Origin of the sequence: Haloechinothrix salitolerans (assembly GCF_042662605.1) — a bacterium.
In the GTDB taxonomy this organism is placed as follows: domain Bacteria; phylum Actinomycetota; class Actinomycetes; order Mycobacteriales; family Pseudonocardiaceae; genus Haloechinothrix_A; species Haloechinothrix_A salitolerans.
In genome coordinates this window covers 5,335,652-5,360,662 of record NZ_JBHSXX010000001.1, presented here as the reverse complement: position 1 = coordinate 5,360,662, position 25,011 = coordinate 5,335,652, and the positions used below count along the sequence as shown (strand labels likewise).

Sequence of the window (25,011 nt, the reverse complement as noted above, 5' to 3'; positions counted from 1 at the left end):
CGTTTCGTCGGCTTCTACGAACAACAACACGAGTAGACGTGATCAACTGCGCTGCCGGGGTGAGACTCGCGCCGGATAAGGTGCGACTCGCGCGGCGGGTCAGTCTTCCAGCTGGATCAGGCGCAGTAACTGTGCCTTGGTCCGGCGCCAGCGACCGGCGACCTCGGCCTCGCTGAGCTTCGCGACACGTTGGCTCATCGCCAGTCCGGTCATGGTGTTGATCGCCGTGTAGAGCGCGTCCTCGAAGTCGGGGTGCCTGGCCTCGCGCGGGAACAGCACCGGCACCGACCCACGTATCAGGTCCGCGACGACCTGGTTGAGCGTGGCGAGCTTCTCGTCGATCTCCGGGTCGCCCCCGCCCGCGACGGACAGCTGTACGACCGCTTGGAACGTCTTTCCCCGGTAGGTGTCCCACAACAGGTCAAGCGCCTCGCCCGCGCGGTCCGGTCCGGGCGGCAACTGGCCGACCTCGCTCAGCATCGACTGGCTTACCTGCCCGATCAGGTACTGGATAGCTTCGCCGACCAGAGCCGCCTTGGTGGGGAAGTGGTGCACCTGCGCGCCGCGCGAAACAGCGGCCCGCGCGGCGACCTTGGTTGTCGTCAGGTTCGCGTAGCCCTCTTCGACGAGGACGTCGATGGTGGCCTCAAGCAGCGCGCGCCGCGTCGTCGCGCTGCGCTCCTCTTGGGTGCGCCTCGGGCGGCGGGTACCGGTCGCGCTGCTGGTCATACCTCAAAGTGTAACTTACGTGCGTTACTGACTGTAACGTGGCGCCGTTCGCTTGCAGGCTTCAGCGCGGCGCTTGCCGTGACCGCGGTCATAGCCGTCAGATTTTCGCTGTTCATGCGTCGTGGATACGCAAGATCGTGGATGAATCGCGGCATGACTCTAGAAAACAGTCAGGCTTGAATGTATGTTTCTTCATGATGGGCCGCAGTGGCCCACCGGTGTCAGCGAGCGGAAGGAGTATCCGCAGTGGCCAACAGGGTCTACGTCGTCGGCGTGGGGATGACGAAGTTCGACAAGCCGGGCAGTCGCGAGGACGGCGACTACCCTCGGCTCGCGAAGGAGGCGGGCACCAAGGCGTTGGACGACGCGGGCGTGTCGTACCGCGAGGTCGAGCAGGCCTACGTCGGCTACGTCTATGGCGAGTCGACGTCGGGGCAGCGCGCGGTCTATGAGCTGGGCATGACCGGCATACCGGTCGTCAACGTCAACAACAACTGCTCCACCGGGTCGACCGCCCTGTACCTAGCCGCCGAGGCGATCCGAGGAGGACGTTCGGATTGCGTACTCGCGCTCGGCTTCGAGAAGATGCGGCCCGGTTCGCTCGGCACCACCTACGACGACCGGGAACAGCCGATGATGCGTCACATCCAGGCGCTGTGCGAGCTGTACGACCCGGTCTTCCCGCCCGCGCCGTGGATGTTCGGCGCGGCCGGCCGCGAGCACATGGAACGGTACGGCTCCACCGCGGAGCACTTCGCCAAGATCGGCGAGAAGAACCACCGCCACTCGGCGAACAACCCGTACTCGCAGTTCCAGGACGTCTACACGCTGGAAGACATCCTGAACTCCCGCGAGATCTATTCCCCGCTCACCAAGCTGCAGTGTTCCCCCACATCGGACGGTTCCGCCGCCGCGATCCTCGTCAGTGAGGCCTACGTGGAACGACACGGCCTGGCGGGGAAATCGGTCGAGATCGTTGGCCAGTCGATGACCACGGACAACGAGTCCACATTCGATGGCACCGCGAAGAACATCATCGGCTACGACATGAATGTCCGCGCGTCGCGCGCCGTGTACGAGCAATCGGGTCTCGGTCCCGAGGACTTCGGCGTCATCGAACTGCACGACTGCTTCTCCGCCAACGAACTGCTGCTCTACGAGGCGCTCGGCCTGTGCGGCGAGGGCGAGGCACCCAAGCTGATCGACGCGGGTGAGACGACGTATGGCGGCAAATGGGTGGTCAACCCGTCCGGCGGGCTGATCTCCAAGGGACATCCGCTCGGTGCGACCGGCCTCGCGCAGTGCGCCGAACTGACGTGGCAGCTCCGCGGGACCGCGGCCGCTCGCCAGGTGGACGGCTTAGACGCCGCACTGCAGCACAACATCGGCCTCGGTGGCGCTGCCGTCGTCACCGCGTACCAACGCGCCGAACGCTAGCGCACGGATGCGCTAGAGCAACGAACGCGAGTCATCGAACCAGCACGTTAGGAGCATCATCATGGGTCAGATCAGCGCGTCCGTCGAGCTTCCCGCATCGCCGGAGAGGGTCTGGAGTGAACTGTCCAATCCGAGCAATTTCGAAAAGTGGCTGACCATCCACACCAAGTGGAAGGGCGACGTTCCCGCCGAGTTCAGCCAGGGTGCGCAGGCAACCGAGGTCGTCACGATGCTCGGCATGCCTAACACGATCACGTGGACGGTCGATGAGTTCGACGCCCCGAGCGCACTGTCCATTTCGGGCACGGGCATGGCGGGCGTCAAGGTCCGCTTTGACCTGAAGGTCGCCCCGAATGACACCGGGTCCACCGCGACCATCGACGCCGAGTTCGAGGGCCAGATGATCGTCGGTGCGCTCGGCAAGGCCGTGGAGAAGGACGGCAAGAAGAATCTCGACGATTCGCTGGCCAACTTCGCCGAGCTGATCGGGTCAGCCTGATGACGGCGGAGCTCACTTTCGACGCGAGCGCGCTCGGCACGTGGACCGACGAGAAGCGATTCGACGTCACCCGCGAGCGGCTGGCCGCCTATGCCGAGGCGACCAATGACCCGATCCCGGCGCACCGCGCGGGCGACGTCGCCAGTCCGGTGTTCGCGATCGTGCCGGTATTCGAGTCGCTGATGGAACCCGCGCTCGAGGTCGTGCCGCTCTCGCTGATCGGCAGGATCGTCCACGGCGAGCAGGACTTCCGCTTTCACCGGCCGATCCGTCCGGGCGACGAGCTCGTCGCCAAGGGCACCATGACCGGTTGGCGCGGCAAGCCGAACGGCACCGCGGCGTGCGTGTATCTCACCACCCACACCACCGAGGGCGAACTGGTCAACGAGCAGTACGTGACGTTCTTCGTGCGCGGATTCGACACCGGCGACACCGTGGGTGAGCAGGCGCCGGAACACGCATTCGACGAGCGGTTGCGCGAGCACGCACCGGTCGCGAAGGTCGTCCAGCACGTCGACGACGACCAGACATTCCGGTACAGCCCCGCGGCGGGTGACCCGATGCCGATTCACCTGGACGAGCAGGTGGCCAAGGACGCTGGGTTGCCGGGAATCATCGCGCACGGTCTCTGCACGATGGCGTTCACGTCCTGGGCGGCGTTGACCGAGCTCGCTGGTTCCGACGTCGCGCGGCTGCGGCGGCTCGCGGTGCGGTTCGCCAAACCAGTGCTGCCAGGCCAGGACCTCACTACCGAGTTCTGGCACGCGGGCCGTGTCGATACAGCCGATGGCGCGGTCGAGATAGAGCGCTACGCCTACGAAACCACCACCGACGATGCCGTCGTGATCAAGGACGGCCTCGCGGAAATCAGCAGCTGAGGAGCACGGATGGCAGCATCACTTGACGGGCGCGTCGCGGTCATCACCGGGGCGGGCAGGGGCATCGGCCGGGAGCACGCGCTACTGTTCGCCGCGGAGGGCGCGCGGGTCGTCGTCAACGACCTCGGCGGCGCGAACGACGGCAACGGCTCTGACGCGGGGCCCGCGCAGGACGTCGTTGACGAGATCACCGCTGCGGGCGGCACCGCCGTCGCCAACACGGACAACGTCGCTGGCTGGAGTGGCGCGGCGCGGGTGATCGAGCAGGCCGTCGCGGAGTTCGGCGGGCTCGACGTCGTGGTGAACAACGCGGGCATCCTGCGGGACGCCTTCATCGCCGGGATGGACGAGTCGCAGTGGGACGCGGTGATCGACGTCCACCTCAAGGGGCACGCCGCCGTGTTGCACCACGCCGCCGCGTACTGGAAGGCGCGCTCCAAGGCGGGCGAGTCGGTGTCGGCTTCGGTGATCAACACCGCGTCGGCGTCCGGCGTGACGATGCCGAACGCGGGCCAGGCGAACTACGGTGCGGCCAAGGCGGGCATCGCCGCGCTGACGCTGGTCGCGGCCGAGGAGCTGGAGCGGTATGGCGTGCGGGTGAACGCCATCGCGCCGATCGCGCGTACCCGACTGACGCTGGCAACACCCGGTATGGGTGCCCTGTTCGCGCAGGAGGTGCCGGAAGGCGAACCCGACCTGCTTTCTCCGGCGAACATCGCCCCGCTCGTCGCGTATCTGGCGAGCGAGAAATGCCCGCACACCGGGCAGGTGTTCGCGGTTCAGGGTGGCTCCATCCAGCGTCTCGAGGGCTGGACAGCGACCGAGACCGCGGAGACCGACAAGGAATGGACCATCGACGCCGTCGCGGACCAGATCGGCGACTGGTGAGGAGACATCATGTTCGAGTGGTCGGAAACCGAGATTCTGATCCGTGACTCAATCAGGTCCTTTGTCGACAAGGAGATTCGACCACACGTCGACGAACTGGAGTCCGGGGCGCTGCCGCCGTACGACATCATTCGCAAGCTATTCGCGGCGTTCGGTGTGGATACCATGGCGGAGGAATCGATCAATGCCTTGCTGGCCAAGCGGCGTGAGCGCGCTGAGTCGGGGGAGGCAGGGAAGACACCGAAGTCCACGGGAGACTCCAGTGGTAGCCCGTTTGGCGGGCAGGAGTCGTTGGCACTGATCGCGGTCAGTGAGCTGGCGGGCGTGAGCCTCGGCATCGTCGCGTCGATGGGTGTCAGCATTGGGCTGACCGCGCAGACGATCATGGCGAAAGGGACGCTGGCGCAACAAGAACGATGGCTGCCAAAACTCGCCACATTCGAGCACGTCGGCGCGTGGGCGATCACCGAACCAGGATCCGGTTCGGACGCGTTCGGTGGCATGGCGACGACCGCGCGCCGCGACGGTGACGAGTACGTCCTCAACGGACAGAAGACGTTCATCACCAACGGCCCGCACGCGGACGTCATCGTCGTCTACGCCAAGCTGGACACCGGTGACGGCACGCCGCAGCGCGACCGTCCGGTGCTGACGTTCGTGCTCGACAAGGGCATGGACGGCCTTACCCAGGGTCCCGCGTTCAAGAAGATGGGCATGATGTCCTCGCCGACGGGTGAGCTCTTCTTCTCCGACGTCCGGCTTGGCAAGGATCGGCTACTCGGTGAGCGCGAGCCGGAGGCGTCCGACAGTGACGGCAGGGACAGCGCACGATCGAGCTTCGCCATCGAGCGGGTCGGCGTCGCGGCGCTGGCGCTGGGCATCATCAACGAGTGCCATCGGCTCTCGGTCGACTACGCCAAGCAGCGCACGCTGTGGGGCAAGGAGATCGGCCAGTTCCAGCTGATCCAGCTCAAGCTCGCGAAGATGGAGGTCGCGCGGATCAACGTGCGGAACATGGTGTTCTCCGCCATCGAGAAGCTGCGTGCGGGCAAGACACCTGACTTGGCCGAGGCGTCCGCGATGAAGCTGTACGCGTCGGAGACCGCGACCGAGGTCGCCATGGAGGCGGTCCAGCTGTTCGGCGGCAACGGGTACATGACCGAGTACCGCGTCGAACAACTCGCACGGGACGCCAAGTCGCTGATGATCTACGCGGGCAGCAACGAGATCCAGGTGACTCACATCGCCAAGGGGCTGCTCGCTGGGTGAGTGGTGAACCGAGTGGTGCCGTGGCCACCACACTGGCGAGTACCCGCGAGTGTGGTGGCACTGTGCCGCTCGACGTCATGGCCGTAGCATCGGCTCATGGTGAAGGAGATTCGTACTCCGGACGCGAAGGAACGAATCGTCGTCGCCGCGCGTCGGCTGGTGGCCAAGCGTGGCGTACACGCGGCGTCCATGCGGGGTATCGCGCATGAAGCAGGCGTGTCGACCGGGGCGGTGACGCACTACTTCACCGGCAAAGCCGACGTGATGACGGCGGTGCTGCGTTACAACAACGAGCACATCGCCGAGCGCATCGGCAAGGCGGCCGCGGGCGGGACCGGCCTTGCCGCGCTGGGGTCGGCGATGGAGGCGCTGCTGCCGCTGGACGAGGAGATGCTGCTCTGCTGGACCGTGCTCACCGCTTTCTGGGGACACGGTGCCGCGCAGCAGTTCGTCGTCGCGGAAGGGGACTCCCTCGGTTACCGAGGCTTGCGGGCTTTCGTGGTGTCGCTGCTCGAACAGGCCGATGAGGCGGGCGAGTTGTCCGACGGCGTTGACGTCGAACATGAAGCGGAACGCATCATCGCGCTGATAGGTGGCATCGGAATGATGGTCGGCGGCTTTCCCGAGCAGCGTGCCGCCATCAGGAAGCGAGCCCGCTGGATGCTCAGCGAGCAAATCGACGCGCTGCGGTCGCCCGTGCGGTGAATGACGCTTTCACCGCACCGAACGCGGCAAAAGGGTCATTCACCGCGCGGGCAGAGGCCAGGCGGCAGCCGTCGCCGATTACTTGTCGGCGGGCGCGGGCTGTCCCGCGCCCGGCTGTCCCGCACCTTGCTGCCCGGCCGTGTTGCCCATGCCGGCGTTGCCGTTATAGTCCATCGGCTTGGCATCCTTGCCGGGTTCCTCCGGGTTGAAAGGCGGCGGATCGTCGACGTTGAACGTCGCCGGGGATGCCTCGCAGGTCCCGTTGGGCTCTGGCGTGATGCTTGGGTTGCGGCGCAGTGCGGCGATGAACTGGTCGATCCGCTCGTCCTCCGCGCTGTCGAGCCTGAGCTGGTGTCCCCACGCCTGCACCGAAATGGGCGAGTCCATACCCGGGTACGGCGACATCACCATGTACGGCTTGCCGTCCACCCGTAGTTTGAGCAGTTCGATCGCGTCGGAGTCCAGCTTATCCGGGTTGTAGGCGATCCACACCGCGCCGTGCTCGAGCGTGTGGACCATGTTTTCCGTGCGCACGGCCTCCGGGTACACGGTGCCGTCGCAGTCGGCCCAGAACTCCTCGTGCGGCCCGCCCATCGGAGGCTCGACGTCGTAGGCGACGCGCTCGTGCCGCTTGACGTGCCCGGAGCCCTTGATCTCGGTGATCTCGACGCCCTCGATGTCCTTGGACGGGTCGGGATTCTGCTCGGTCGGCTGGAACGAGGCGGCGGCCTCCTCGCGTGCTTCCTGCTCACGCATCGGTGCCGACTCCACGAGGTAGTAGCCGACAACGATGACGAGCAGGGCGACGATCACCACGGCCCCGATGACGGTGCCCCAGGGCACCTGCTTCTTGTTCACCGCGCCCGCCGCCGCGCGCACGCCGCTGCCGCCTTTGCCCTTCTTCTTGGTGCCGCTTGCCATGTTTCCGCGCCGACCTCGTCTCGGTTGTGCCTTCCCGGGGTGATTCCACCCACACGTGCGGATTCGCCGCCGCCTCCGCAAGCGTAGCCGCGTGATGTCTGTCCGCTGTGAGGTGGGATCATTCCAGGAGGTCTTTCCGCTGGCCAGGCCGCGCGGGCGTGCTGGGACCCGTCGTCAGCGCCCATCACCCCTGGTACTTACACTCACCAGGTGACTCCCGCAGTGCTCGCTGAACTCGTTCACTCGACCGCGACGTCCGTGCTTACCGAGCGCGGCGTGGATACGGCCGTGCTCCCCGAGGTCGTGACCATCGAGCGACCTCGAAATCCCGAGCACGGCGACTACGCGACGAACCTGGCGTTGCAGGTCGCCAAGAAGGCAGGCATGGCGCCGCGTGACCTGGCCACCGCGCTGGCGGAGCGGCTCGCCGAGGCCGAGGGCATCGAGGCCGCAGAGGTGGCCGGCCCAGGCTTCCTGAATCTGCGTCTCGCGGCGGACGCCCAGGGTGAGGTCATCCGCCAGGTACTCACCGCTGGCGAGACGTACGGCACCGGGCATGCGCTCGACGGCGTGTCGATCAACCTGGAGTTCGTCTCGGCCAACCCGACCGGTCCGATCCACCTTGGCGGCACTCGCTGGGCCGCCGTCGGGGACGCGCTTGGCCGCATTCTTGGCGCGCAGGGCGCCAAGGTCACCCGCGAGTACTACTTCAACGACGCCGGGGCGCAGATCGACCGGTTCGTGTCCTCGCTGGTCGCCGCCGCCAACGGCGAGCCAGCGCCGGAGGACGGTTACGCGGGTGACTACGTCGCCGACATCGCGAACCAGGTGCTCGCCGCCGAGCCGGACGCGCTCGGGCTGCCGGACGCCGAGCGTGACGAGGTGTTCCGGCGGGTCGGCGTGCAACTGATGTTCGATGAGATCAAGCGCAGCCTGCACGAGTTCGGCACCGACTTCGACGTCTTCTTCCACGAGGACTCGCTGCATACCTCCGGCGCCGTCGACGCGGCGCTTGAGCGGCTCAAGAAGTCAGACACGGTGTATCACGCCGATGGCGCGTGGTGGATCCGCTCCACCGACTTCGGTGATGACAAGGACCGGGTCGTCATCAAGAGCGACGGCGCGCCCGCCTACATCGCGGGCGACATCGCCTACCTCAAGGACAAGCGCGAGCGCGGTTTCGACCTGTGCCTGTACATGCTCGGCGCCGACCATCACGGCTACATCGGCAGGCTCAAGGCAGCCGCGGCCGCGCTCGGCGACGACCCTGACGTCGTCGAGGTGCTGATCGGGCAGATGGTCAATCTGGTCAGCGATGGCAAGCCGGTGCGGATGAGCAAGCGCGCTGGCACCGTCGTCACGCTGGAGGATCTGGTCGAGGCCGTCGGGGTCGACGCGGCGCGGTACGAGCTGTGCCGCTACTCGGTCGACTCTCCGGTCGACATCGACCTCGACCTGCTGCGCAAGCACACGAACGAGAACCCGGTGTTCTACGTGCAGTACGCGCACGCGCGGCTGGCGTCGTTGCAGCGCAACGCGGCCGACCTTGGCCTGGCGACGCCCGGGCCCGACGAGATCGACTTCGGGCTGCTCGACCACCCGAAGGAGGGCGAGCTGATCCGCACCCTCGGCGAGTTCGGCGCGGTCATCGCCAAGGCAGCCGAGCTGCGGGAGCCGCACCGGGTCGCGCGCTACCTGGAAGAACTCGCCAGCGCCTACCACAAGTTCTACGACGTGGCGCGGGTGCTGCCACAGGGTGACGATGAGGCGGACGGGCTGACGTACGCCCGTCTCGCGCTGTGCGAAGCCGCGCGCCAGGTCATCGCCAACGGACTCTCACTGCTGGGCGTCTCAGCCCCGGAACGGATGTAGCTCATGTGCGCACACCCCGCAGGCCCCCGCCACGCCGAGGTTTACCCGCACGCGGACACCTCCGGCATCCCGCCGGCGACGGCGGCCGAACTCGACCGCCTCTACCCGAAGGTCTGGCCGCGCAACACCTACCGCGCGCCGGACGGCGTCGTGCGCATCGCTGGCGTCGACGTCCGTGAGCTGGCCGAGACCTACGGCACCCCGCTGTTCGTGATCGACGAGGTGGACTTCAAGTCCCGCTGCTCCGAGTACGCGGAGGCGTTCGAGGACCCGGCGCTTGTCCACTACGCGTCCAAGGCGTTCCTGTCCGCCGAGATCGCGCGCTGGGTGGCGAACAAGGGCCTCAGCCTCGACGTCTGTAGCGGCGGCGAGCTCGCCATCGCCAAGCACGCCGACTTCCCGATGGAGCGGGTGACGTTCCACGGCAACAACAAGTCGGTCGACGAGCTGGAGACCGCCGTCGACGCCGGGGTCGGCACCGTCGTGTTGGACTCCTACCTGGAGATCGCGCGGCTCGCCAAGATCGCCGAGGATCGGGGCGTCACGCAGAACGTGCTGGTCAGGGTCACCGTCGGCGTTGAGGCGCACACCCACGAGTTCATCGCGACCGCACATGAGGACCAGAAGTTCGGCTTCTCGCTCGCCTCAGGTGACGCGGCCGAGGCGGTGCGCAGGGTGCTGTCCGCGACCGGGCTGCGGCTGGTTGGGCTGCACAGCCACATCGGCTCGCAGATCTTCGACACCGACGGCTTCGAGGTCGCGGCGCGCCGCGTGATCGGCTTGATCGCGGATCTGCGCGCCGAGCACGGCCCTGAGATCAGCGAGCAGCTGGAGATCGTGGACCTCGGCGGTGGCTTCGGCGTCGCCTACACGGACCGGGACAACCCGCCGCCGCCCGCGCAGATGGTTACCCAGATCCGCGCGATCGTGCGCAAGGAGTGCGAGTTCGCGGGGCTGCCGGTGCCCAAGATCGCCTGCGAGCCTGGCAGGGCCATCGCCGCGCCCGGCACGGTCACGCTGTACGAGGTCGGCACGATCAAGGACGTCGCGCTCGGCGACGGCCTCTCCCGCCGCTACGTCAGCGTCGACGGCGGCATGAGCGACAACATCCGTACCGCGCTCTACGACGCTGTCTACGACTGTCGACTGGTGTCGCGGTCAAGCGACGACGGTGCGATCTTGTCGCGGTCAAACGGGCAGAGCGCTGTCGACGTCGAGTCCGTGCTGAGCAGGGTGGTCGGCAAGCACTGCGAGTCGGGTGACATCGTGGTGAGGGACTGCTGGCTGCCGGACAACCTCGGCCCGGGTGACCTGCTTGCTGTCGCGGCGACCGGCGCGTACTGCTACTCCATGGCCAGTGGTTACAACAAGCTGCTCAAGCCCGCCGTCGTCGCGGTGCGCAACGGCAGCTCGCGGTTGTTGCTGCGGCGAGAGACCGAGGAAGACCTGACCCGATTGGAGGCGTCGTAAAGTGGCCGATTCGGTCAAGGTGGCGTTGCTCGGGTGTGGCACCGTTGGCGGCGAGGTCGCGCGGTTGCTGCACGAGCAGGCCGATGAGCTGGCGGCGCGGGCGGGCGCACCGGTCGAACTGGCTGGCATCGCGGTGCGCAGGCCGGACAAGCACCCCGAGCTGCCGCGGCATCTGCTGACCTCGGACGCCGAGGCACTTGTCAACTCCGATGTGGACGTCGTCGTCGAGCTGATCGGCGGCATCGACCCGGTACGCAAGTGGCTGCTTTCCGCGCTGCACCAAGGGAAATCAGTCGTGACGGCCAACAAGGCGCTGCTCGCGGAGTACTCCGCCGAGCTGTCCGAAGCCGCCGACGCGTCCGGGGCCGACCTGTACTTCGAGGCCGCCGTCGCGGGTGCCATCCCGCTGCTGCGCCCGCTGCGGGAGTCGCTGGCAGGCGATCGGATCACCCGGGTGCTCGGCATCGTCAACGGCACCACGAACTACATCCTGTCCGCCATGGACGAGACCGGCTCCGGCTACGCCGAGACGCTGGATGAGGCGAGCAGGCTCGGGTATGCCGAGGCCGACCCGACCGCCGACGTCGACGGCTACGACGCCGCGTCCAAGGCCGCCATCCTCGCCTCGCTGGCGTTCCACACCCGGGTCACCGCCCACGACGTCCACCGCGAGGGCATCGGCGCGATCGGCGCGGCCGACATCGACGCGGCCAAGGCTCTCGGCCGCACGGTGAAGCTGCTGGCCATCTGTGAGCGGGTACTCGACGCCGAGGGCGGCGAGTCCGTCTCGGCGCGGGTGTATCCGGCGATGATCCCGCGTAGTCACCAGCTCGCCGGGGTCAATGGCGCGTTCAACGCCGTCTACGTCGAGGCGGACGCCGCCGGTGAGCTGATGTTCTTCGGCCACGGCGCCGGTGGTTCCCCGACGGCCAGCGCGGTGCTTGGTGACCTGGTCGCCGTCGCCCGTAACCGCGTGCTCGGCGGGCGCGGGCCACGCGAGTCGGCGCACGCGGCCTTGCCGGTGCGGCCGATGGGCATGACGCCGACGCGCTACCACATCAGCCTCGACGTCGCGGACAAGCCAGGTGTGTTGGCGCAGGTCGCGCTCGTTTTCGCCGAGCACGACGTCAGCATCGCCGCCGTGCGACAGCGCGACGCCGACTCGACGGCGAGTCTCGTCGTGGTGACCCATCTCGCGCCGGACGCGGCGCTGCAGTCCACCGTGGACGACCTGGCGAAGCTCGAAGTGGTCCGTGAGGTGATCAGCGTGATGCGGGTGGAAGGCGACGACTAGTGACATCTCAGGTGACAGGGTCCCCCGCGCGACCGCGGGTCAGTGACGTGAAGGCTGGCTGGCCCGGCGTCGTCAAGGCGTACGCGTCCCGGATTCCGGTGCCGGACGGCGCCGAGGTCATCACGCTCGGCGAAGGCAACACCCCGCTTGTCTCCGCCCCGTACCTGTCCGAACTGACCGGATGCGAGGTGCACCTCAAGGTCGAGGGCGCCAACCCGACCGGGTCTTTCAAGGACAGAGGCATGACCCTGGCCATCACGCACGCCAAGGCGAGCGGGCTGCAGGCCGTCATCTGCGCGTCCACCGGCAACACCTCGGCCTCGGCGGCCGCCTATGCCGCCCGGGCGGGGCTGACCTGTGCCGTGCTCGTGCCGCAGGGCAAGATCGCGATGGGCAAGCTGGCGCAGGCGGTGCGTCACGGCGCGCGAATACTCCAAGTCAGCGGCAACTTCGACGATTGCCTCGAACTGGCCCGCAAGGCCGCGGCCGACTACCCGGTGACGCTGGTGAACTCGGTCAACCCGGTGCGGCTCGTCGGGCAGAAGTCGGCGGCATGGGAGGTCTGCGACATGCTCGGCCGCGCGCCGGACATCCACTGCCTCCCGGTCGGCAACGCGGGCAACATCACCGCCTACTGGGCTGGCTACGCCGAGTATGCCGCCGACGGCGTCGTCGAGACCACGCCACGCATGTTCGGCTTCCAGGCAGCCGGTGCCGCGCCGCTGGTGCACGGTGAGCCGGTCGACGAGCCGGAGACCATCGCGACCGCCATCCGGGTCGGGAGCCCCGCGTCCTGGAGCGGCGCGGAGAAGGCCAAGAACGCTTCCGGTGGCTTGTTCGACGCCGCCACCGACGAGCAGATCATGGACGCCTACCGGCTACTCGCCTCAAGGGAGGGCGTTTTCGTCGAGCCCGCGTCGGCGACAAGCGTGGCTGGCCTGCTGATCGCCTCGGCCGATGGCAGGGTGCCGAAGGGCTCGGTCGTGGTCTGCACGCTGACGGGCCACGGGCTCAAGGACCCGGGCACCGCCCTGGAAGGCAACATCGAGGTGGAGCCGCTTCCGGTGGACGCGGACGCCGTCGCCGCCGCGCTGGAGCTGACGTGAGCACGTCCGGCGACTCCGGCGCGGCCGCGCTGCCGCCTCGCGGTGTCCGGGTACGGGTGCCCGCTTCCACGGCGAATCTCGGTCCCGGATTCGACACCTTCGGTATGGCGCTTGGCCGCTACGACCACATCGAGGTGCGCACGCTCGCCGAGCCGGGCCTGACCATAGACGTCTCGGATGCCGGCGCGGGGGGTATCGAGGACGTGCCGCGCGATGAGTCGCATTTGGTCGTTCGCGTGCTGCGCCGAACGTTCGACCACCTGGGTGTCTCGGCGGTGGGGTTGGCGCTTCGGTGCGAGAACGCGATCCCGCACGCCAGGGGCCTCGGCTCGTCGGCGGCCGCCGTCGTGGCGGGGGTCGCCGCCGCGTACGCGCTGGCCGATCAGCCGCTCGACACGGATGCCGTGCTCGGTATCGCCGCCGAGTTCGAGGGACATGTGGACAACGCGGCCGCCAGCCTGCTCGGTGGCGCGGTTATCGCCTGGCGAGACGAGGGCGAACCGGCCGCGGCCTCACCAGCCGCCGGACACGCGGCGCGCGGTGGCGCTGCCGCTGGCTGGCACGCGGAGCGGCTCTCCCCGCATTCCGAGATCCGTCCCGTTGTGGCCATCGCCGAGCAGCGCTCGTCCACCGACGCCACGCGTGGCCTGCTGCCGGAGTCCGTGCCGCATGCTGACGCGGTGTTCTCGGCGGGAAGGGCCGCTCTCGCCGTGCACGCGCTGACCGCCGCGCCCGACCTGCTGGTCGCGGCGACGGCGGATCGGCTGCATCAGCACTACCGTGCCCCCGCCTACCCCGCGACGGCACACCTCATCGAGGCGCTTCGGAAATCTGGCGTCGCGGCGGCGGTGTCGGGGGCGGGTCCGACCGTGCTCGCGCTGACCACCGATGGTCGCGTTCCCGAGGATGTGGACACATCGGGATTCCGCGTTGTCGAACTCCCGATCGATTCAGCGGGCGTAACCGTCGCCCAGTTGTAGCGGGAAGGACGCTGCCAGGACACGCGGGAACAACTACTGGGGGGTGGTTGTTGCACGGGTGAGATACGGCGTCTACGCTCAGAGGCGTTCGATCACCGTGCGCAGTTCACGCACCTGGTGTTGGTTCCGGGTTTCTTCCCGGAACATCACTTCGTTCAGGTATCTCCCGCACGGGCGGGGGTCCTGCCTGGATGTAAGAATCGGTGCGCACTGGCTGGCGGTGGCCGATTCGTGGGCCTCGGGCGAGGCGCGCGAATCCCGTGTTGGCGGCTCTGCCGCAGTGATGCCGAAATCCCTGCCAGAATCCGCCGACAGCGGGGAGTATGTGAGGGCGGTCACAGTCCAGCGGGAGCGTTCCGCCTATGGCGGAGCGATGCCGGTGGTCGAGGGTGACCTTGTGAGGTGAAGGTGGGCCGGAGTGACCAGCCCGAGCTTCTATATGACACAGCGCCTGCTCGTGGTCTCGACCCGAGCGGCGTCTGGCGCTGATCCACGCGGAGGCGGGATCGGTCAGGAAGGACTTGTGTGAACAACACCGATCTTCTTAGCGGCCACACAGAAACTCATGCGCAAACGCAGACAGAGCAGAAATCGGAATCGGGGAGCGACAACGTGACGGTGGAGACCACACCGCGGGCCAATGGCGAGACGGCGACGCCGAAGCGTCGCTCTGGCGGGCTGTCAGGGATGGTCATAGCCGAGCTTCGTGAGCTCGCGGGCGAGCTGGGCATCTCCGACACCAGCGGCATGCGCAAGGGTGATCTGATCGCCGCGATCAGGGAACGGCAGGGCAAGGCGAAGCGTAAGCCCGCCACGAAGTCCGCGACCAAGTCGGAGCCGAAGAGCGAGGCGAAGGCCGAGTCCACGACTGAGGCGAACGCCGAGCCGAAATCCGAGGCCAACGCGGAGGCGAAGGCCGAAGCGTCGTCGTCAGAGTCCGGCGCGGCCACGCGGCAGCCAGCGGCAACCACAGCCCCGTCGTCATCCGAGTCGGGGAGCCAGGCCGGCACTAACGAACCGGCCGCCAGTAACCCCGCCGCGACGACGGCGACCACCGAGCAGGGCACGGAGCCGAGCTCGGGCCAGTCCGGTTCTCAGGGCACCGGAAAGGGTGACCAGGACCAGGGTGGTGGCCGCAGGGACGGTGGCCGTCGCAGGCGCGGTGCGTCCCGGCCAGGTGACAAGAGCGACCAGGGCGGCGACAGCGGCGACAAGGTCGACAAGGGCTCTGACAAGGGCGACAAGGGCTCTGACAAGGGCGACAAGGGCTCCGACAAGGGGCAAGACAAGTCGGACAAGGGGCAAGACAAGTCGGACAAGGGCGACGGCGGCCAGGGCGATGCGCGGCGGCAGAACAACCGCAACGACCGCAACCGCAACGACCGCAATGACCGCAATGACGATGACGACGACGGCCGTGGTGGCCGCCGTGGCAGGCGGTCGCGTGACCGCCGGCGTCGTGGCCGTGGCGGCGAGGGCGGCGGCCCGGACACCGAGATCCGCGAGGACGACGTCCTGCTGCCCGTGGCTGGCATCCTCGACGTGCTGGACAACTACGCGTTCGTCCGCACGTCGGGTTACCTCGCGGGACCGAACGACGTCTACGTCTCGCTGTCCTTCGTGCGCAAGTACGGGTTGCGCAGGGGTGACGCCATCACCGGTGTCGTCAGGCAGCCGCGCGAGGGCGAGCAGCAGCGGCAGAAGTTCAACCCGCTGGTGCGCGTCGACAGCGTCAACGGCCTCGAGCCGGAGAAGGCGAAGCAGCGCGCCGAGTTCCACAAGCTGACGCCGCTTTACCCGAACGAGCGGCTGCGGCTGGAGACCGAGCCGCATAAGCTGACGACGAGGGTCATCGACCTGGTGATGCCGGTCGGTAAGGGCCAGCGTGCGCTGATCGTGTCGCCGCCGAAGGCGGGTAAGACGACGATCCTGCAGGACCTCGCGAACGCGATCGCGACCAACAACCCCGAGTGCTGGCTGATGGTCGTGCTGGTCGACGAGCGGCCGGAAGAGGTCACCGACATGGAGCGCAACGTCAAGGGCGAGGTCATCTCCTCGACCTTCGACCGCCCGCCGTCGGACCACACCACGGTCGCGGAGCTGTCCATCGAGCGTGCGAAGCGGCTGGTGGAGATGGGCCACGACGTCGTCGTGCTGCTCGACTCGATCACCCGCCTCGGCAGGGCCTACAACCTGGCGGCACCCGCGTCCGGCCGGATCCTCTCCGGTGGTGTGGACTCCACCGCGTTGTACCCGCCGAAGCGGTTCCTCGGCGCGGCCCGCAACATCGAGAACGGCGGCTCGCTGACCATCTTCGCCACGGCGATGGTCGAGACCGGCTCCACCATGGACACCGTCATCTTCGAGGAGTTCAAGGGCACCGGTAACGCCGAGCTGAAGCTGGACCGCAAGATCGCCGAGCGCAGGGTATTCCCCGCGGTCGACGTCAACCCGTCCGGCACCCGCAAGGAGGAGCTGCTGCTCTCGCCGGACGAGCTGGCGGTCACGGTCAAGCTCCACCGGGTGTTGCACGCGCTCGACTCGCAGCAGGCGATCGACCTGCTCATCGACCGGCTGAAAAAGAGCAAGACCAACATTGAGTTCCTGATGCAGGTGTCGAAGACGGCGCCTGGTCAGGACGAGGAGTAGCGACGCGGCTCACGCGGGCCCTGCCACGGTGCGGGGCCCGCGTGTGGCGTCTGGCAGAATCGAGACGAAGTCCGGCACCGGTTCACCCCACTGGCTCACATCGAGCCGAGCATTGTTCGGGGACCCGGCGGCCACACCAGAAGGGACAGCCATGAAGAGCGGTATCCACCCCGAGTACGTCCAGACCGAGGTCATCTGCAGCTGCGGCAACAACTTCACCACCCGCAGCACCAAGTCGTCCGGTCACATCCACGTCGAGGTGTGCTCCAACTGCCACCCGTTCTACACGGGCAAGCAGAAGATCCTCGACACCGGTGGTCGCGTCGCGCGCTTCGAGGCGCGCTACGGCAAGCGCAAGGGCAAGAAGTAACTCGGCCGCGCAGCAGGCCAGAGCACAGCCCCACCCGGCGCTGCCGACCAGCGCCGTTGTTTTCGCTAGAACCGTGTGGTGCGCCGGGCGCGCATGCTCGGCGCACCACACGGTTCCTTTCCTCCGACGCTAGGTGAGCCGTGGATTCTCGTTCGCTTGACGGCTTGCTGGCGGAATATGCCGAGCTCGAAAGTCAGCTCGCCGACCCCGCCGTGCACGCCGACGCCGACCGTGCGCGCAAGCTCGGGCGCAGGTACGCCGAGCTGACGCCGGTCGTGAAGACCATCAGGGAGCTGGAATCCGCGCGCTCCGACCTGGCGACGGCCAAGGAACTCGCCTCGGAGGACGACGCCTTCGCGGAGGAATCGGCTGAGCTGGAACAGCGCGTCCCCGAGCTTGAGGCGAAGCTGACCGAGCAGTTGCTGCCCCGCGATCCGTACGACTCGTCCGACGTCGTCATGGAGATCAAGTCGGGGGAGGGCGGCGAGGAGTCCGCGCTGTTCGCCAGTGACCTGCTGCGGATGTACCTGCGCTACGCCGAGCGCGAGGGCTGGAAGGCCACCATCCTCGACTCGACCGAGTCCGACCTCGGCGGTTACAAGGACGTCACCGTGTCCATCAAGGGCAAGGCGGACGGACCGGAGGGTGTGTGGGCACGCCTCAAGTTCGAGGGCGGTGTGCATCGCGTGCAGCGCGTGCCCGCCACCGAGTCGCAGGGTCGCATCCACACCTCGGCCGCGGGCGTGCTGATCTATCCGGAGCCGGAGGAGATCGAGGTCGAGGTCGATCCGAACGACCTGCGCATCGACGTCTTCCGCTCGTCGGGCCCCGGCGGGCAGAGCGTGAACACCACCGACTCCGCCGTGCGGATCACGCACCTGCCCAGCGGGATCGTCGTCTCGTGCCAGAACGAGAAGTCGCAGATCCAGAACCGGGCGCGCGCGATGCGGGTGTTGCAGGCCCGGTTGCAGGCGATCGCGGAGGAGGAAGCCGCCGCCAAGGCCGCCGACACGCGCCGCTCGCAGGTCCGCACCGTGGATCGTTCCGAACGAGTGCGCACCTACAACTTCCCGGAAAACCGCATCTCCGATCACCGGGTCAACTACAAGGCCTACAACCTCGACCAGGTGCTCGCGGGCGAGCTGACCGGGGTCCTCGACGCCCTCCAAGCCGCCGACAAGGAAGAGCGGCTGGCGGAGCAGCAGCAGGTGTAAGCCGTCGCTGTAGCACTTGTGCTACTCTCGTCACATGGACACGGTAGGCCTGCGCGAGTTGCGACAGCAGGCGTCTGAGCTGGTGCGGAAGGCACAGGACGGCGAAGAGGTGACGATCACCGTCGCTGGCCGTCCCAGCGCGCGCCTCGTGCCTATTACCCCTCGGCAGTGGCAGACGTTCGACCAGATCGCCGATGCGCTTGGTGGCGGTCCCGATCCCGACTGGGAGTCCGACCGCGACCTCATCGACCAGCGGCTGCGCGACCCCTGGCAGGACTGATGCGGGCGGTGCTCGACACAAGCGTGTTACTCGCGCCCGGGCTCGGTACGCTGCCGGGCGAGCTCGCGATCAGCGTCGCCACCATGGCCGAGTTGCACTTCGGCGTGCTCGTCGCGAAGAAAGAGCCCGTACGCGCCACCAGGTTGCGCAGGCTGTCTCGCCTTCAACGGCATTTCGATCCACTGCCGATCGATGACGCCGTAGCCGCGAGCTATGGCGAACTCGCGGCCGCGGTCGCCCGCACGGGCCGCCAGCCACGGGCGCGCGTCATGGACTTGCTGATCGCGGCGACAGCCCATGCTCACGATGCCCGCGTCTACACCCGCAACGCCAAGGACTTCGCCGGAGTTGACGACCTCGTCAAGATCGTCGCGGTGTGAGTCGCGGTGGGTGGTGTCGCGAACCCGAACCCACCCGAGTCACTACCGGATCGGGCGGAACCGCACGGTTAGCCTTGACAGCGTGAAGCGACAACCACTGCGACTGGCGATCGTCGAGGCAACCCGGATCCTGGAGGAGGCCGGGGTCGCGTCCCCGCGCGTGGACGCGGAGCTGCTCGCCGCGCACGTGCTCGGCGTGGAACGCGACCGGCTCCCGCTGACTCCGCTGGTCGACCCGCCCGTCGTGGATGCCATGCGCGAGGTCGTCACCCGCCGCGCGAAGCGTATCCCGCTCCAGCACATCACTGGCACCGCCGCGATGGGACCGATCAGCGTCGACGTCGGCCCCGGTGTGTTCGTGCCGCGCCCGGAGACCGAGCTGATGCTGCAATGGGGGCTTGACCTGATCCAACGTCGGGAGGATCCCGTCGTCGTCGACCTGTGCACCGGGTCGGGGGCACTCGCGCTCGCCGTCGCGCATGCCCGCCCTGACGCCAGGGTGTACGCCATCGACAACGACCCGTCCGCGCTGGCCTGGGCGCGTCGCAACGCCGATGCCCGCGTCGCGGCGGGCGACACGCCGATCACGCTGTATTCCGGCGACGTCACCGACAACCGCCTGCTCGCTGACCTCGACGGCATGGTCGACCTCGTGCTGTGCAACCCGCCGTACGTGCCGGAGGGGACGACGGTGCCGCCCGAGGTCGCCGACCACGATCCGTACCAAGCCGTGTTCGCCGCCGGCGACGGCCTCGCCATCATCAGGTCCGTGGTCGCGCTCGCCGCTCGCCTGCTTGTCATCGATGGGGGAGTGGCCATAGAGCACGACGACACCCACGGCGAGGCGGTGCCCGCGCTGCTGTCGGCGCGCAAGGTGCTCAGCAGGGTCGTCGGCCATACCGACCTCGCGGGGCGGGCACGGTTCGCCACCGCCCGTAGGGGTTGACGCCGTTCGCAGTAGTCTTTGGGCATGAGCCAGGTGTACGACTGCAGCCTGCGAGATGAGCGTGCCGAAGGTGTCCGCGCGGCGGCCGCCGCGGTGCGATCAGGGCGGCTGGTGATACTGCCGACCGACACCGTGTACGGCATCGGATGTGACGCCTTCGACGCGGGTGCCGTGCGCTCGCTACTCAGCGCCAAACGCAGGGGCCCCGACATGCCCGTCGGAGTCCTCGTCGGCTCGTGGTCCACGATCGACGGTCTGGTTCTCGGCGTGCCGAAATCAGCCCGCGCTCTCGTCGAGGCGTTCTGGCCAGGGGACCTGTCGATCGTGCTGCCGCACGCGCCGAGCCTGTCGTGGGACCTCGGCAGCACCAAGGGCACGGTCATGCTGCGAATGCCGCTGCACTCAGTCGCGCTCGAGCTGTTGCGCGAGACCGGGCCGATGGCGGTGTCCAGTGCCAACCGTTCCGGCCTGCCGCCAGCGGCCACCGTTGACGAGGCCCGCGAGCAGTTCGGCGATGAGATCGGCATCTATCTCGACGGTGGTCCGAGCGGGGATGCCGTGCCGTCCACGATCGTCGACTTGACCGGTGAGAAGCCCGTCCTTTTGCGTGAGGGCGCTGTCAGCGCTGACGCGGTGTCCGAAGTCCTTGGCGCGCAGGTCGAGACGGCAGGCTGAGCTGGCCGATCGTGACAGAAACAGCCGTCCTCCCGATTCGCGAGTACCTCCTCGTCGGGCTCACGGCAGCCGCGCTGACGTTCCTGCTCACCGGTGTCGCGCGTCGTGTCGCGATGCGGCTTGGCGCGATGGCCTACCCGCGCGCTCGCGACGTCCACGCCCAGCCGATGCCGTACTTGGGCGGGCTCGCCATGTACGCCGGAGTCGCGGGGGGCATGTACCTCGCGCACCAGCTCCCGGTGCTGCGCGCCGCGTTCGAGTTCTCACTCGACCCGATCGGGGTGTTGATCGGCGGCGGGGTGATCGTGCTGATCGGGGCGGTCGACGACCGGTTCGAGCTTGACGCGTGGACCAAGCTGGCGGGCCAGGTGATGTGCGCGGGCATCCTCGTGCTGTTCGGTGTGCAGTGGAGCACCTTCTGGGTGCCGTGGGGCGGTAGTGACGGTGACGTCGGCACGCTGTTCCAACTGGACCAGAACCAGGGTGGACTGCTGGTGGTGCTGCTCGTCGTCACCATGGTCAACGCCATGAACTTCGTTGACGGCCTCGACGGCCTCGCCGCGGGAATCGGGCTGGTCGCCGCGTCCGCGCTGTGCGTGTTCTCGCTCGGCCTGCTCGCCACGACCGGCGGCGACGTCGCCACCTACCCGCCAGCGCTGATCGGGGCGACGCTCGCCGGAGCTTGCCTTGGCTTCCTGCCGCATAACTTCCAGCCGGCCAAGCTGTTCATGGGCGACTCAGGGTCGATGTTCATCGGGCTGATGCTCGCGGGCGCCATCACGTCGGCTTCGGGCAAGATGTCGTACCCGCAGTACAACACCACCAACATCGTCGCGTTGCTGTCGCCGCTGATCGTGGTGGCTGGCGCGTTGTTCCTGCCGCTGCTCGACCTGCTTATGGCGGTCATCCGTCGGACTCGCAGGGGGGAGAGCCCGTTCGCTGCCGACAAGATGCACCTGCACCACCGGCTGCTTGAGATCGGTCACTCGCAGCGTCGCGCCGTGCTGCTGATGTACATGTGGGCCGGGTTGCTGGCGTTCGGTACGGTCGCGCTGACGCTGTTCGAGGCGGCGGCGGTGTTCTGGATCATGTTGCTCGGCCTGCTCGTCGGGGTGCTCGTCTCGGCGGTGCCTAGACTCAGGTCGAGACCCAAGGAGGCCGCCAAGTGACCGACGCCGGTAGCGACAACACCGACGCCATCGAGACTCCCGAAGGCACGGAGACCCCGAAGACCGGCACCGCCGGCGCCAGTGCGAACACCGCGGAACCGGAGAACCCGCACGGCGCCGTCGTCCGAACTCTCGCCGACACCATGCTGCGCACCGCGCTGCCCGTGACCGCGGTGACCATCGTGATCGCCGCCGTCGTCGCGACAGTGCTCAACGGCACGGCGGGCCTCTGGGGCGCGCTGGTTGGCGGCGTGGTCGCGCTGGCGTCGTCGCTGGCGACGTTCGTGATGATGAAGCAGTCCGCCGACCTGCCTGTGATGTTCGTCATGGCGGTCGCGCTGGGGGGATACGTCTTCAAGATCCTGGCGCTACTCGTCGTGATGATGCTGCTGCGCGAGGTGGACGCGTTGCACACGCTCTCGCTCGCGTTGACCGTGCTCGCGGCCGTGATGGTGTGGGCGGGAGCCGAGGTCGTCGCGTTCAAACGCACCAAGATCCCGACGATCATTCCGAACTCTCAGTGACGGCGGGGTGTCCCTCGTCTTAAGGAGTACGCCCGTACTATGTGGCGTCATGCGGGCTGGTAGGGTCCGCTCTGCGGGCGGAGCTCGCCGGTATCGGCCTGGGCCCATCCGCCGCAGGGTGCCTGGCATGTGTCAGGTACGTTAACGACAGATCATGACGATTCCCCTGGCGGTGTGAACGCCGACCGGGAGAACCGGAAGGAGCCCTCGTTGGGCGCGCTGGTAGTTGCACAAGGTGGCGGTTTCGTACCCCCGGGTGTCGGGGATTTCTTCCTTCCGCCGATCGTCGGCGGAGTGACCAAGCCGATGGTCTTGGTCGTTCTATCCGTGGTCATCGTGGCGGCGTTCTTCCTGATCGCCTCCCGCAACCTCAAGGTCGTTCCCGGCAAGCTGCAGTTCGCCGCTGAGTCGGTCTACGACTTCGGTCGCAACAACATCGCGCGGGAGCAGATCGGCTCGGCCGACTTCCGGCCTTTCGTTCCGCTGATTCTGGCGTTGTTCACCTTCATCCTGGTCAACAACCTGTTCGGGATCATTCCGCTGATTCAGTTCCCGACGTTCTCGCATATCGGCTTCCCGCTGGCGTTGTCGATCCTGGTCGTCTACCCCGTCTACCACATCGCGGGCTTCCGTCGGCACGGCTTCACCGGCTACCTGAAGAACCAGCTCTTCCCCGCCGGTGCGCCCAAGCCGATCTACCTGCTGCTGACGCCGATCGAGTTCTTCCAGAAGTTCATCATGAACCCGATCACGCTCGCGATTCGTGTTTTCGCCGCGATGTTCGCCGGGCACCTCATTTTGCTGGTGTTCACGCTGGCGGGTTCGTACCTGCTGCTTGAGGCTAGCGCCGCGCTGAAGCCCGTTTCGCTGATCTCGTGGGCGTTCGCGATCCTGATGACCTTTGTCGAGGCCCTGATCCAGGTGATCCAGGCCTACGTTTTCGCCGTGCTCTCCGCCGGATACATCGGCATGGCCCTGGCGGAAGACCACTAAGCACACCACACCGAGAAAGCCTCGCGATCCGCAGCATGGCGGATGAGAGTTGGAAAGGGATACACAGTGAGCAACATCGTTCTCGCGCAGGAAGCCGTCAACCTGAACCCGGGCCTCGCCATGATCGGTTACGGCCTTGGCGCCATCGGCCCCGGTATCGGTGTCGGCCTGATCTGGGCCGCCGTCATCAACGGCACCGCGCGTCAGCCCGAGGCGCAGGGCAAGCTGATGGGTATCGCGTGGACCACGTTCGTGCTGACCGAGGTGCTCGCGCTGATCGGTCTGGTGCTGTACTTCATCGCTTCCGCTGCCTGATTAACGCCTCACCGTATTGGGAGACGTCGTGCTTATGACATACGTGCTGGCAGCTGAGGAAGAGCACAATCCAGTCCTTCCGCTGCCGTCAGAGATCGCCCTTGGCCTCGTCGCCTTCGGCATCCTGCTCTTCATCCTGTGGAAGTACGTCGTCCCGCGCTTCGAGAAGCTGTACGAGGAGCGGGCCGAGACGATCGAAGGCGGGATCGAGAAGGCCGAGAAGGCGCAGGCCGAGGCGGAGCGGGCGCGTCAGCAGTACAACGCGCAGCTCGCTGAGGCCCGCACCGAGGCCGCCAAGATCCGTGACGACGCCAGGCTGGAAGCGGAGCGGATTCGTGACGAGCTGCGTGCTGAGGCCGAGGCCGAGGCGGCACGTATCGTCGCCAACGGCGAGGCTCAGCTGCAGGCGCAGAAGGCGCAGATCATCGCTGAGCTGCGCTCCGAGCTCGGTCGCAACTCCATCGAACTCGCCAGCCGTATCGTCGGTGAGTCGCTGGAGGACGAGGCCCGTCGCAAGGGCACCGTCGACCGGTTCCTCGCTGAGCTCGACGCCACCACCGGGGCACGGAACTGATGGCCGCGACAACCATGCACGCCGCGAGTAGGGACGCGCTCGCCGCCGCCGAACACCGCCTTGACGGGGTGCTCGGCGGGGCGGATGCCAGCCCTGCCACGGTCGGCGAGGAGCTGTTCGCGTTCGCGCGGCTGCTGCGGGACGAGGTCTCGCTGCGCCGTGCCGTCGCAGACCCCGCCGCGTCGGAGGACGCCCGCAAGAACCTGGTGCGTTCGCTGCTCGGCGAAAAGGTGGGCGAGCCGACCTTGCAGGTGCTCGACGTCGTCGCTGGCAGCAGGTGGTCCAATCCGCGTGAGCTGCTCGACGGCGTCCGAGCGCTCGGGGCGAGCGCGATGCTGGCCGCGGCCGAGCGTGACGGTACCCTCAACAGGGTTGAGGACGAGTTGTTCGGTGTCGCTCGGGCCGTGGCGAACAACGCCGAGCTCGACCGTGCACTGTCGGATCAGTCCGGCAGCGTCGCGGCCAAGCGAGAGCTGGTGCGCCAGATCTTTGGCGACCGCGTCAACGCGGTCACGCTCGCGTTGATCGAGCAGGTCGCGGGCGACCCGAAGGGCAGGGGAGTCGAGAAGCGGCTCGACGAGCTGTCCGAACTGGCGGCACGGCGACGCGAGCAGTCGGTGGCACACGTGATCACCGCGAGCCCGCTCACCGACGAGCAGCGCGATGCGCTCTCGGCCAAGCTGAACCGGATCTACGGCAAGCCGATCACGCTGCATGCCGAGGTCAAGCCGGACGTGCTTGGCGGCATCGTCGTCAAGGTCGGCGACGAGGTCATCGACGGCAGTTCGGCTGGCCGGATCATGGCGCTGCGCGGTCAGCTGGCCTGACGGCTGGCAAGCCGGGTCACCGGCACAAACACACACAGACGTTGCAA

Annotated in this window: 26 protein-coding genes; 24 read left to right on the top strand and 2 right to left on the bottom strand. The window is 67.6% G+C overall.

The window, feature by feature from the left end; translation table 11 throughout:
• Positions 1-99 precede the first annotated feature (99 nt).
• The gene (locus ACFQGD_RS25510) at positions 100-729 is read right to left on the bottom strand and encodes a TetR/AcrR family transcriptional regulator (RefSeq protein ID WP_345401817.1); all 630 of its coding nucleotides are present in this window, start codon (positions 727-729) and stop codon (positions 100-102) included.
• 246 nt (positions 730-975) lie between these two features.
• Here ACFQGD_RS25510 and ACFQGD_RS25505 point away from each other — a divergent pair, with 246 nt between their 5' ends.
• The 6 genes from ACFQGD_RS25505 (at position 976) to ACFQGD_RS25480 (ending at position 6,405) form a co-directional block, all read left to right on the top strand.
• Positions 976-2,166: a lipid-transfer protein gene (locus tag ACFQGD_RS25505; protein WP_345401815.1), complete on the top strand. Its 1,191-nt coding sequence runs from the start codon at positions 976-978 to the stop codon at positions 2,164-2,166.
• 61 nt (positions 2,167-2,227) lie between these two features.
• The gene (locus tag ACFQGD_RS25500) at positions 2,228-2,665 is read left to right on the top strand and encodes a type II toxin-antitoxin system Rv0910 family toxin (RefSeq protein ID WP_345401812.1); all 438 of its coding nucleotides are present in this window, start codon (positions 2,228-2,230) and stop codon (positions 2,663-2,665) included.
• Entirely contained in the window at positions 2,665-3,543 is an 879-nt protein-coding gene (locus ACFQGD_RS25495) for a MaoC/PaaZ C-terminal domain-containing protein (protein WP_345401809.1), read from the top strand. The genes ACFQGD_RS25500 and ACFQGD_RS25495 overlap by 1 nt, the downstream gene beginning before the upstream one ends.
• 9 nt (positions 3,544-3,552) lie before the next feature.
• Positions 3,553-4,431 carry an SDR family oxidoreductase gene (locus ACFQGD_RS25490; RefSeq protein ID WP_345401806.1) on the top strand — a complete coding sequence of 293 codons (879 nt, stop codon included), beginning with the start codon at positions 3,553-3,555 and terminating at the stop codon, positions 4,429-4,431.
• Positions 4,432-4,440: 9 nt separating this feature from the next.
• Positions 4,441-5,700: an acyl-CoA dehydrogenase family protein gene (locus tag ACFQGD_RS25485; protein WP_345401803.1), complete on the top strand. Its 1,260-nt coding sequence runs from the start codon at positions 4,441-4,443 to the stop codon at positions 5,698-5,700.
• A 96-nt stretch (positions 5,701-5,796) separates the two neighbouring features.
• The gene (locus ACFQGD_RS25480) at positions 5,797-6,405 is read left to right on the top strand and encodes a TetR/AcrR family transcriptional regulator (protein WP_345401800.1); all 609 of its coding nucleotides are present in this window, start codon (positions 5,797-5,799) and stop codon (positions 6,403-6,405) included.
• A gap of 78 nt (positions 6,406-6,483) precedes the next feature.
• On the opposite strand, the gene ACFQGD_RS25475 is transcribed toward ACFQGD_RS25480, so the two are convergent.
• Positions 6,484-7,326: a DUF3105 domain-containing protein gene (locus tag ACFQGD_RS25475; protein ID WP_345401797.1), complete on the bottom strand. Its 843-nt coding sequence runs from the start codon at positions 7,324-7,326 to the stop codon at positions 6,484-6,486.
• Positions 7,327-7,536: 210 nt separating this feature from the next.
• Here ACFQGD_RS25475 and argS point away from each other — a divergent pair, with 210 nt between their 5' ends.
• From argS to ACFQGD_RS25385, 18 genes are all read left to right on the top strand, one after another.
• The gene (gene argS / locus ACFQGD_RS25470) at positions 7,537-9,198 is read left to right on the top strand and encodes an arginine--tRNA ligase (protein WP_345401794.1); all 1,662 of its coding nucleotides are present in this window, start codon (positions 7,537-7,539) and stop codon (positions 9,196-9,198) included.
• A gap of 3 nt (positions 9,199-9,201) precedes the next feature.
• A complete protein-coding gene (gene lysA / locus ACFQGD_RS25465) occupies positions 9,202-10,668 on the top strand; it encodes a diaminopimelate decarboxylase (protein WP_345401791.1) in 1,467 nt (488 codons plus the stop codon).
• A 1-nt stretch (position 10,669) separates the two neighbouring features.
• Complete coding sequence (locus tag ACFQGD_RS25460; protein WP_345401788.1) at positions 10,670-11,962, top strand: homoserine dehydrogenase; 1,293 nt, start codon at positions 10,670-10,672, stop codon at positions 11,960-11,962.
• 47 nt (positions 11,963-12,009) lie between these two features.
• A complete protein-coding gene (thrC, locus tag ACFQGD_RS25455) occupies positions 12,010-13,068 on the top strand; it encodes a threonine synthase (RefSeq protein WP_345401785.1) in 1,059 nt (352 codons plus the stop codon).
• Complete coding sequence (thrB, locus tag ACFQGD_RS25450) at positions 13,065-14,048, top strand: homoserine kinase (protein WP_345401782.1); 984 nt, start codon at positions 13,065-13,067, stop codon at positions 14,046-14,048. Before thrC ends, thrB begins: the two co-directional genes overlap by 4 nt.
• A 687-nt stretch (positions 14,049-14,735) precedes the next feature.
• Complete coding sequence (rho, locus tag ACFQGD_RS25445) at positions 14,736-16,697, top strand: transcription termination factor Rho (RefSeq protein WP_390183572.1); 1,962 nt, start codon at positions 14,736-14,738, stop codon at positions 16,695-16,697.
• Between the two features lie 151 nt (positions 16,698-16,848).
• Positions 16,849-17,067, top strand: coding sequence for a 50S ribosomal protein L31 (gene rpmE / locus ACFQGD_RS25440; protein ID WP_345401776.1), 219 nt, complete (start codon positions 16,849-16,851; stop codon positions 17,065-17,067).
• Positions 17,068-17,207: 140 nt separating this feature from the next.
• Positions 17,208-18,281: a peptide chain release factor 1 gene (gene prfA, locus ACFQGD_RS25435; protein ID WP_345401773.1), complete on the top strand. Its 1,074-nt coding sequence runs from the start codon at positions 17,208-17,210 to the stop codon at positions 18,279-18,281.
• Positions 18,282-18,315: 34 nt separating this feature from the next.
• Positions 18,316-18,561, top strand: a complete 246-nt coding sequence (locus ACFQGD_RS25430; protein ID WP_345401770.1) for a type II toxin-antitoxin system Phd/YefM family antitoxin — start codon at positions 18,316-18,318, stop codon at positions 18,559-18,561.
• Positions 18,561-18,941 (top strand): type II toxin-antitoxin system VapC family toxin, encoded by a 381-nt coding sequence (locus ACFQGD_RS25425; protein WP_345401767.1) that lies wholly within the window; start codon positions 18,561-18,563, stop codon positions 18,939-18,941. The genes ACFQGD_RS25430 and ACFQGD_RS25425 overlap by 1 nt, the downstream gene beginning before the upstream one ends.
• A gap of 82 nt (positions 18,942-19,023) precedes the next feature.
• Positions 19,024-19,887, top strand: coding sequence for a peptide chain release factor N(5)-glutamine methyltransferase (gene prmC, locus ACFQGD_RS25420; protein WP_345401764.1), 864 nt, complete (start codon positions 19,024-19,026; stop codon positions 19,885-19,887).
• A gap of 24 nt (positions 19,888-19,911) precedes the next feature.
• The gene (locus ACFQGD_RS25415; protein WP_345401761.1) at positions 19,912-20,562 is read left to right on the top strand and encodes an L-threonylcarbamoyladenylate synthase; all 651 of its coding nucleotides are present in this window, start codon (positions 19,912-19,914) and stop codon (positions 20,560-20,562) included.
• An 11-nt stretch (positions 20,563-20,573) separates the two neighbouring features.
• Entirely contained in the window at positions 20,574-21,731 is a 1,158-nt protein-coding gene (locus ACFQGD_RS25410) for a glycosyltransferase family 4 protein (protein ID WP_345401758.1), read from the top strand.
• Complete coding sequence (locus tag ACFQGD_RS25405; RefSeq protein WP_345401755.1) at positions 21,728-22,255, top strand: hypothetical protein; 528 nt, start codon at positions 21,728-21,730, stop codon at positions 22,253-22,255. Before ACFQGD_RS25410 ends, ACFQGD_RS25405 begins: the two co-directional genes overlap by 4 nt.
• Positions 22,256-22,465: 210 nt before the next feature.
• The gene (gene atpB / locus ACFQGD_RS25400; RefSeq protein ID WP_345401752.1) at positions 22,466-23,248 is read left to right on the top strand and encodes a F0F1 ATP synthase subunit A; all 783 of its coding nucleotides are present in this window, start codon (positions 22,466-22,468) and stop codon (positions 23,246-23,248) included.
• A 66-nt stretch (positions 23,249-23,314) separates the two neighbouring features.
• Positions 23,315-23,563: an ATP synthase subunit c family protein gene (locus ACFQGD_RS25395; protein WP_345401749.1), complete on the top strand. Its 249-nt coding sequence runs from the start codon at positions 23,315-23,317 to the stop codon at positions 23,561-23,563.
• A gap of 34 nt (positions 23,564-23,597) precedes the next feature.
• Positions 23,598-24,137 (top strand): F0F1 ATP synthase subunit B, encoded by a 540-nt coding sequence (locus ACFQGD_RS25390; RefSeq protein WP_345401860.1) that lies wholly within the window; start codon positions 23,598-23,600, stop codon positions 24,135-24,137.
• Entirely contained in the window at positions 24,137-24,964 is an 828-nt protein-coding gene (locus tag ACFQGD_RS25385; protein WP_345401746.1) for a F0F1 ATP synthase subunit delta, read from the top strand. Before ACFQGD_RS25390 ends, ACFQGD_RS25385 begins: the two co-directional genes overlap by 1 nt.
• The last annotated feature ends 47 nt before the right edge of the window (positions 24,965-25,011 follow it).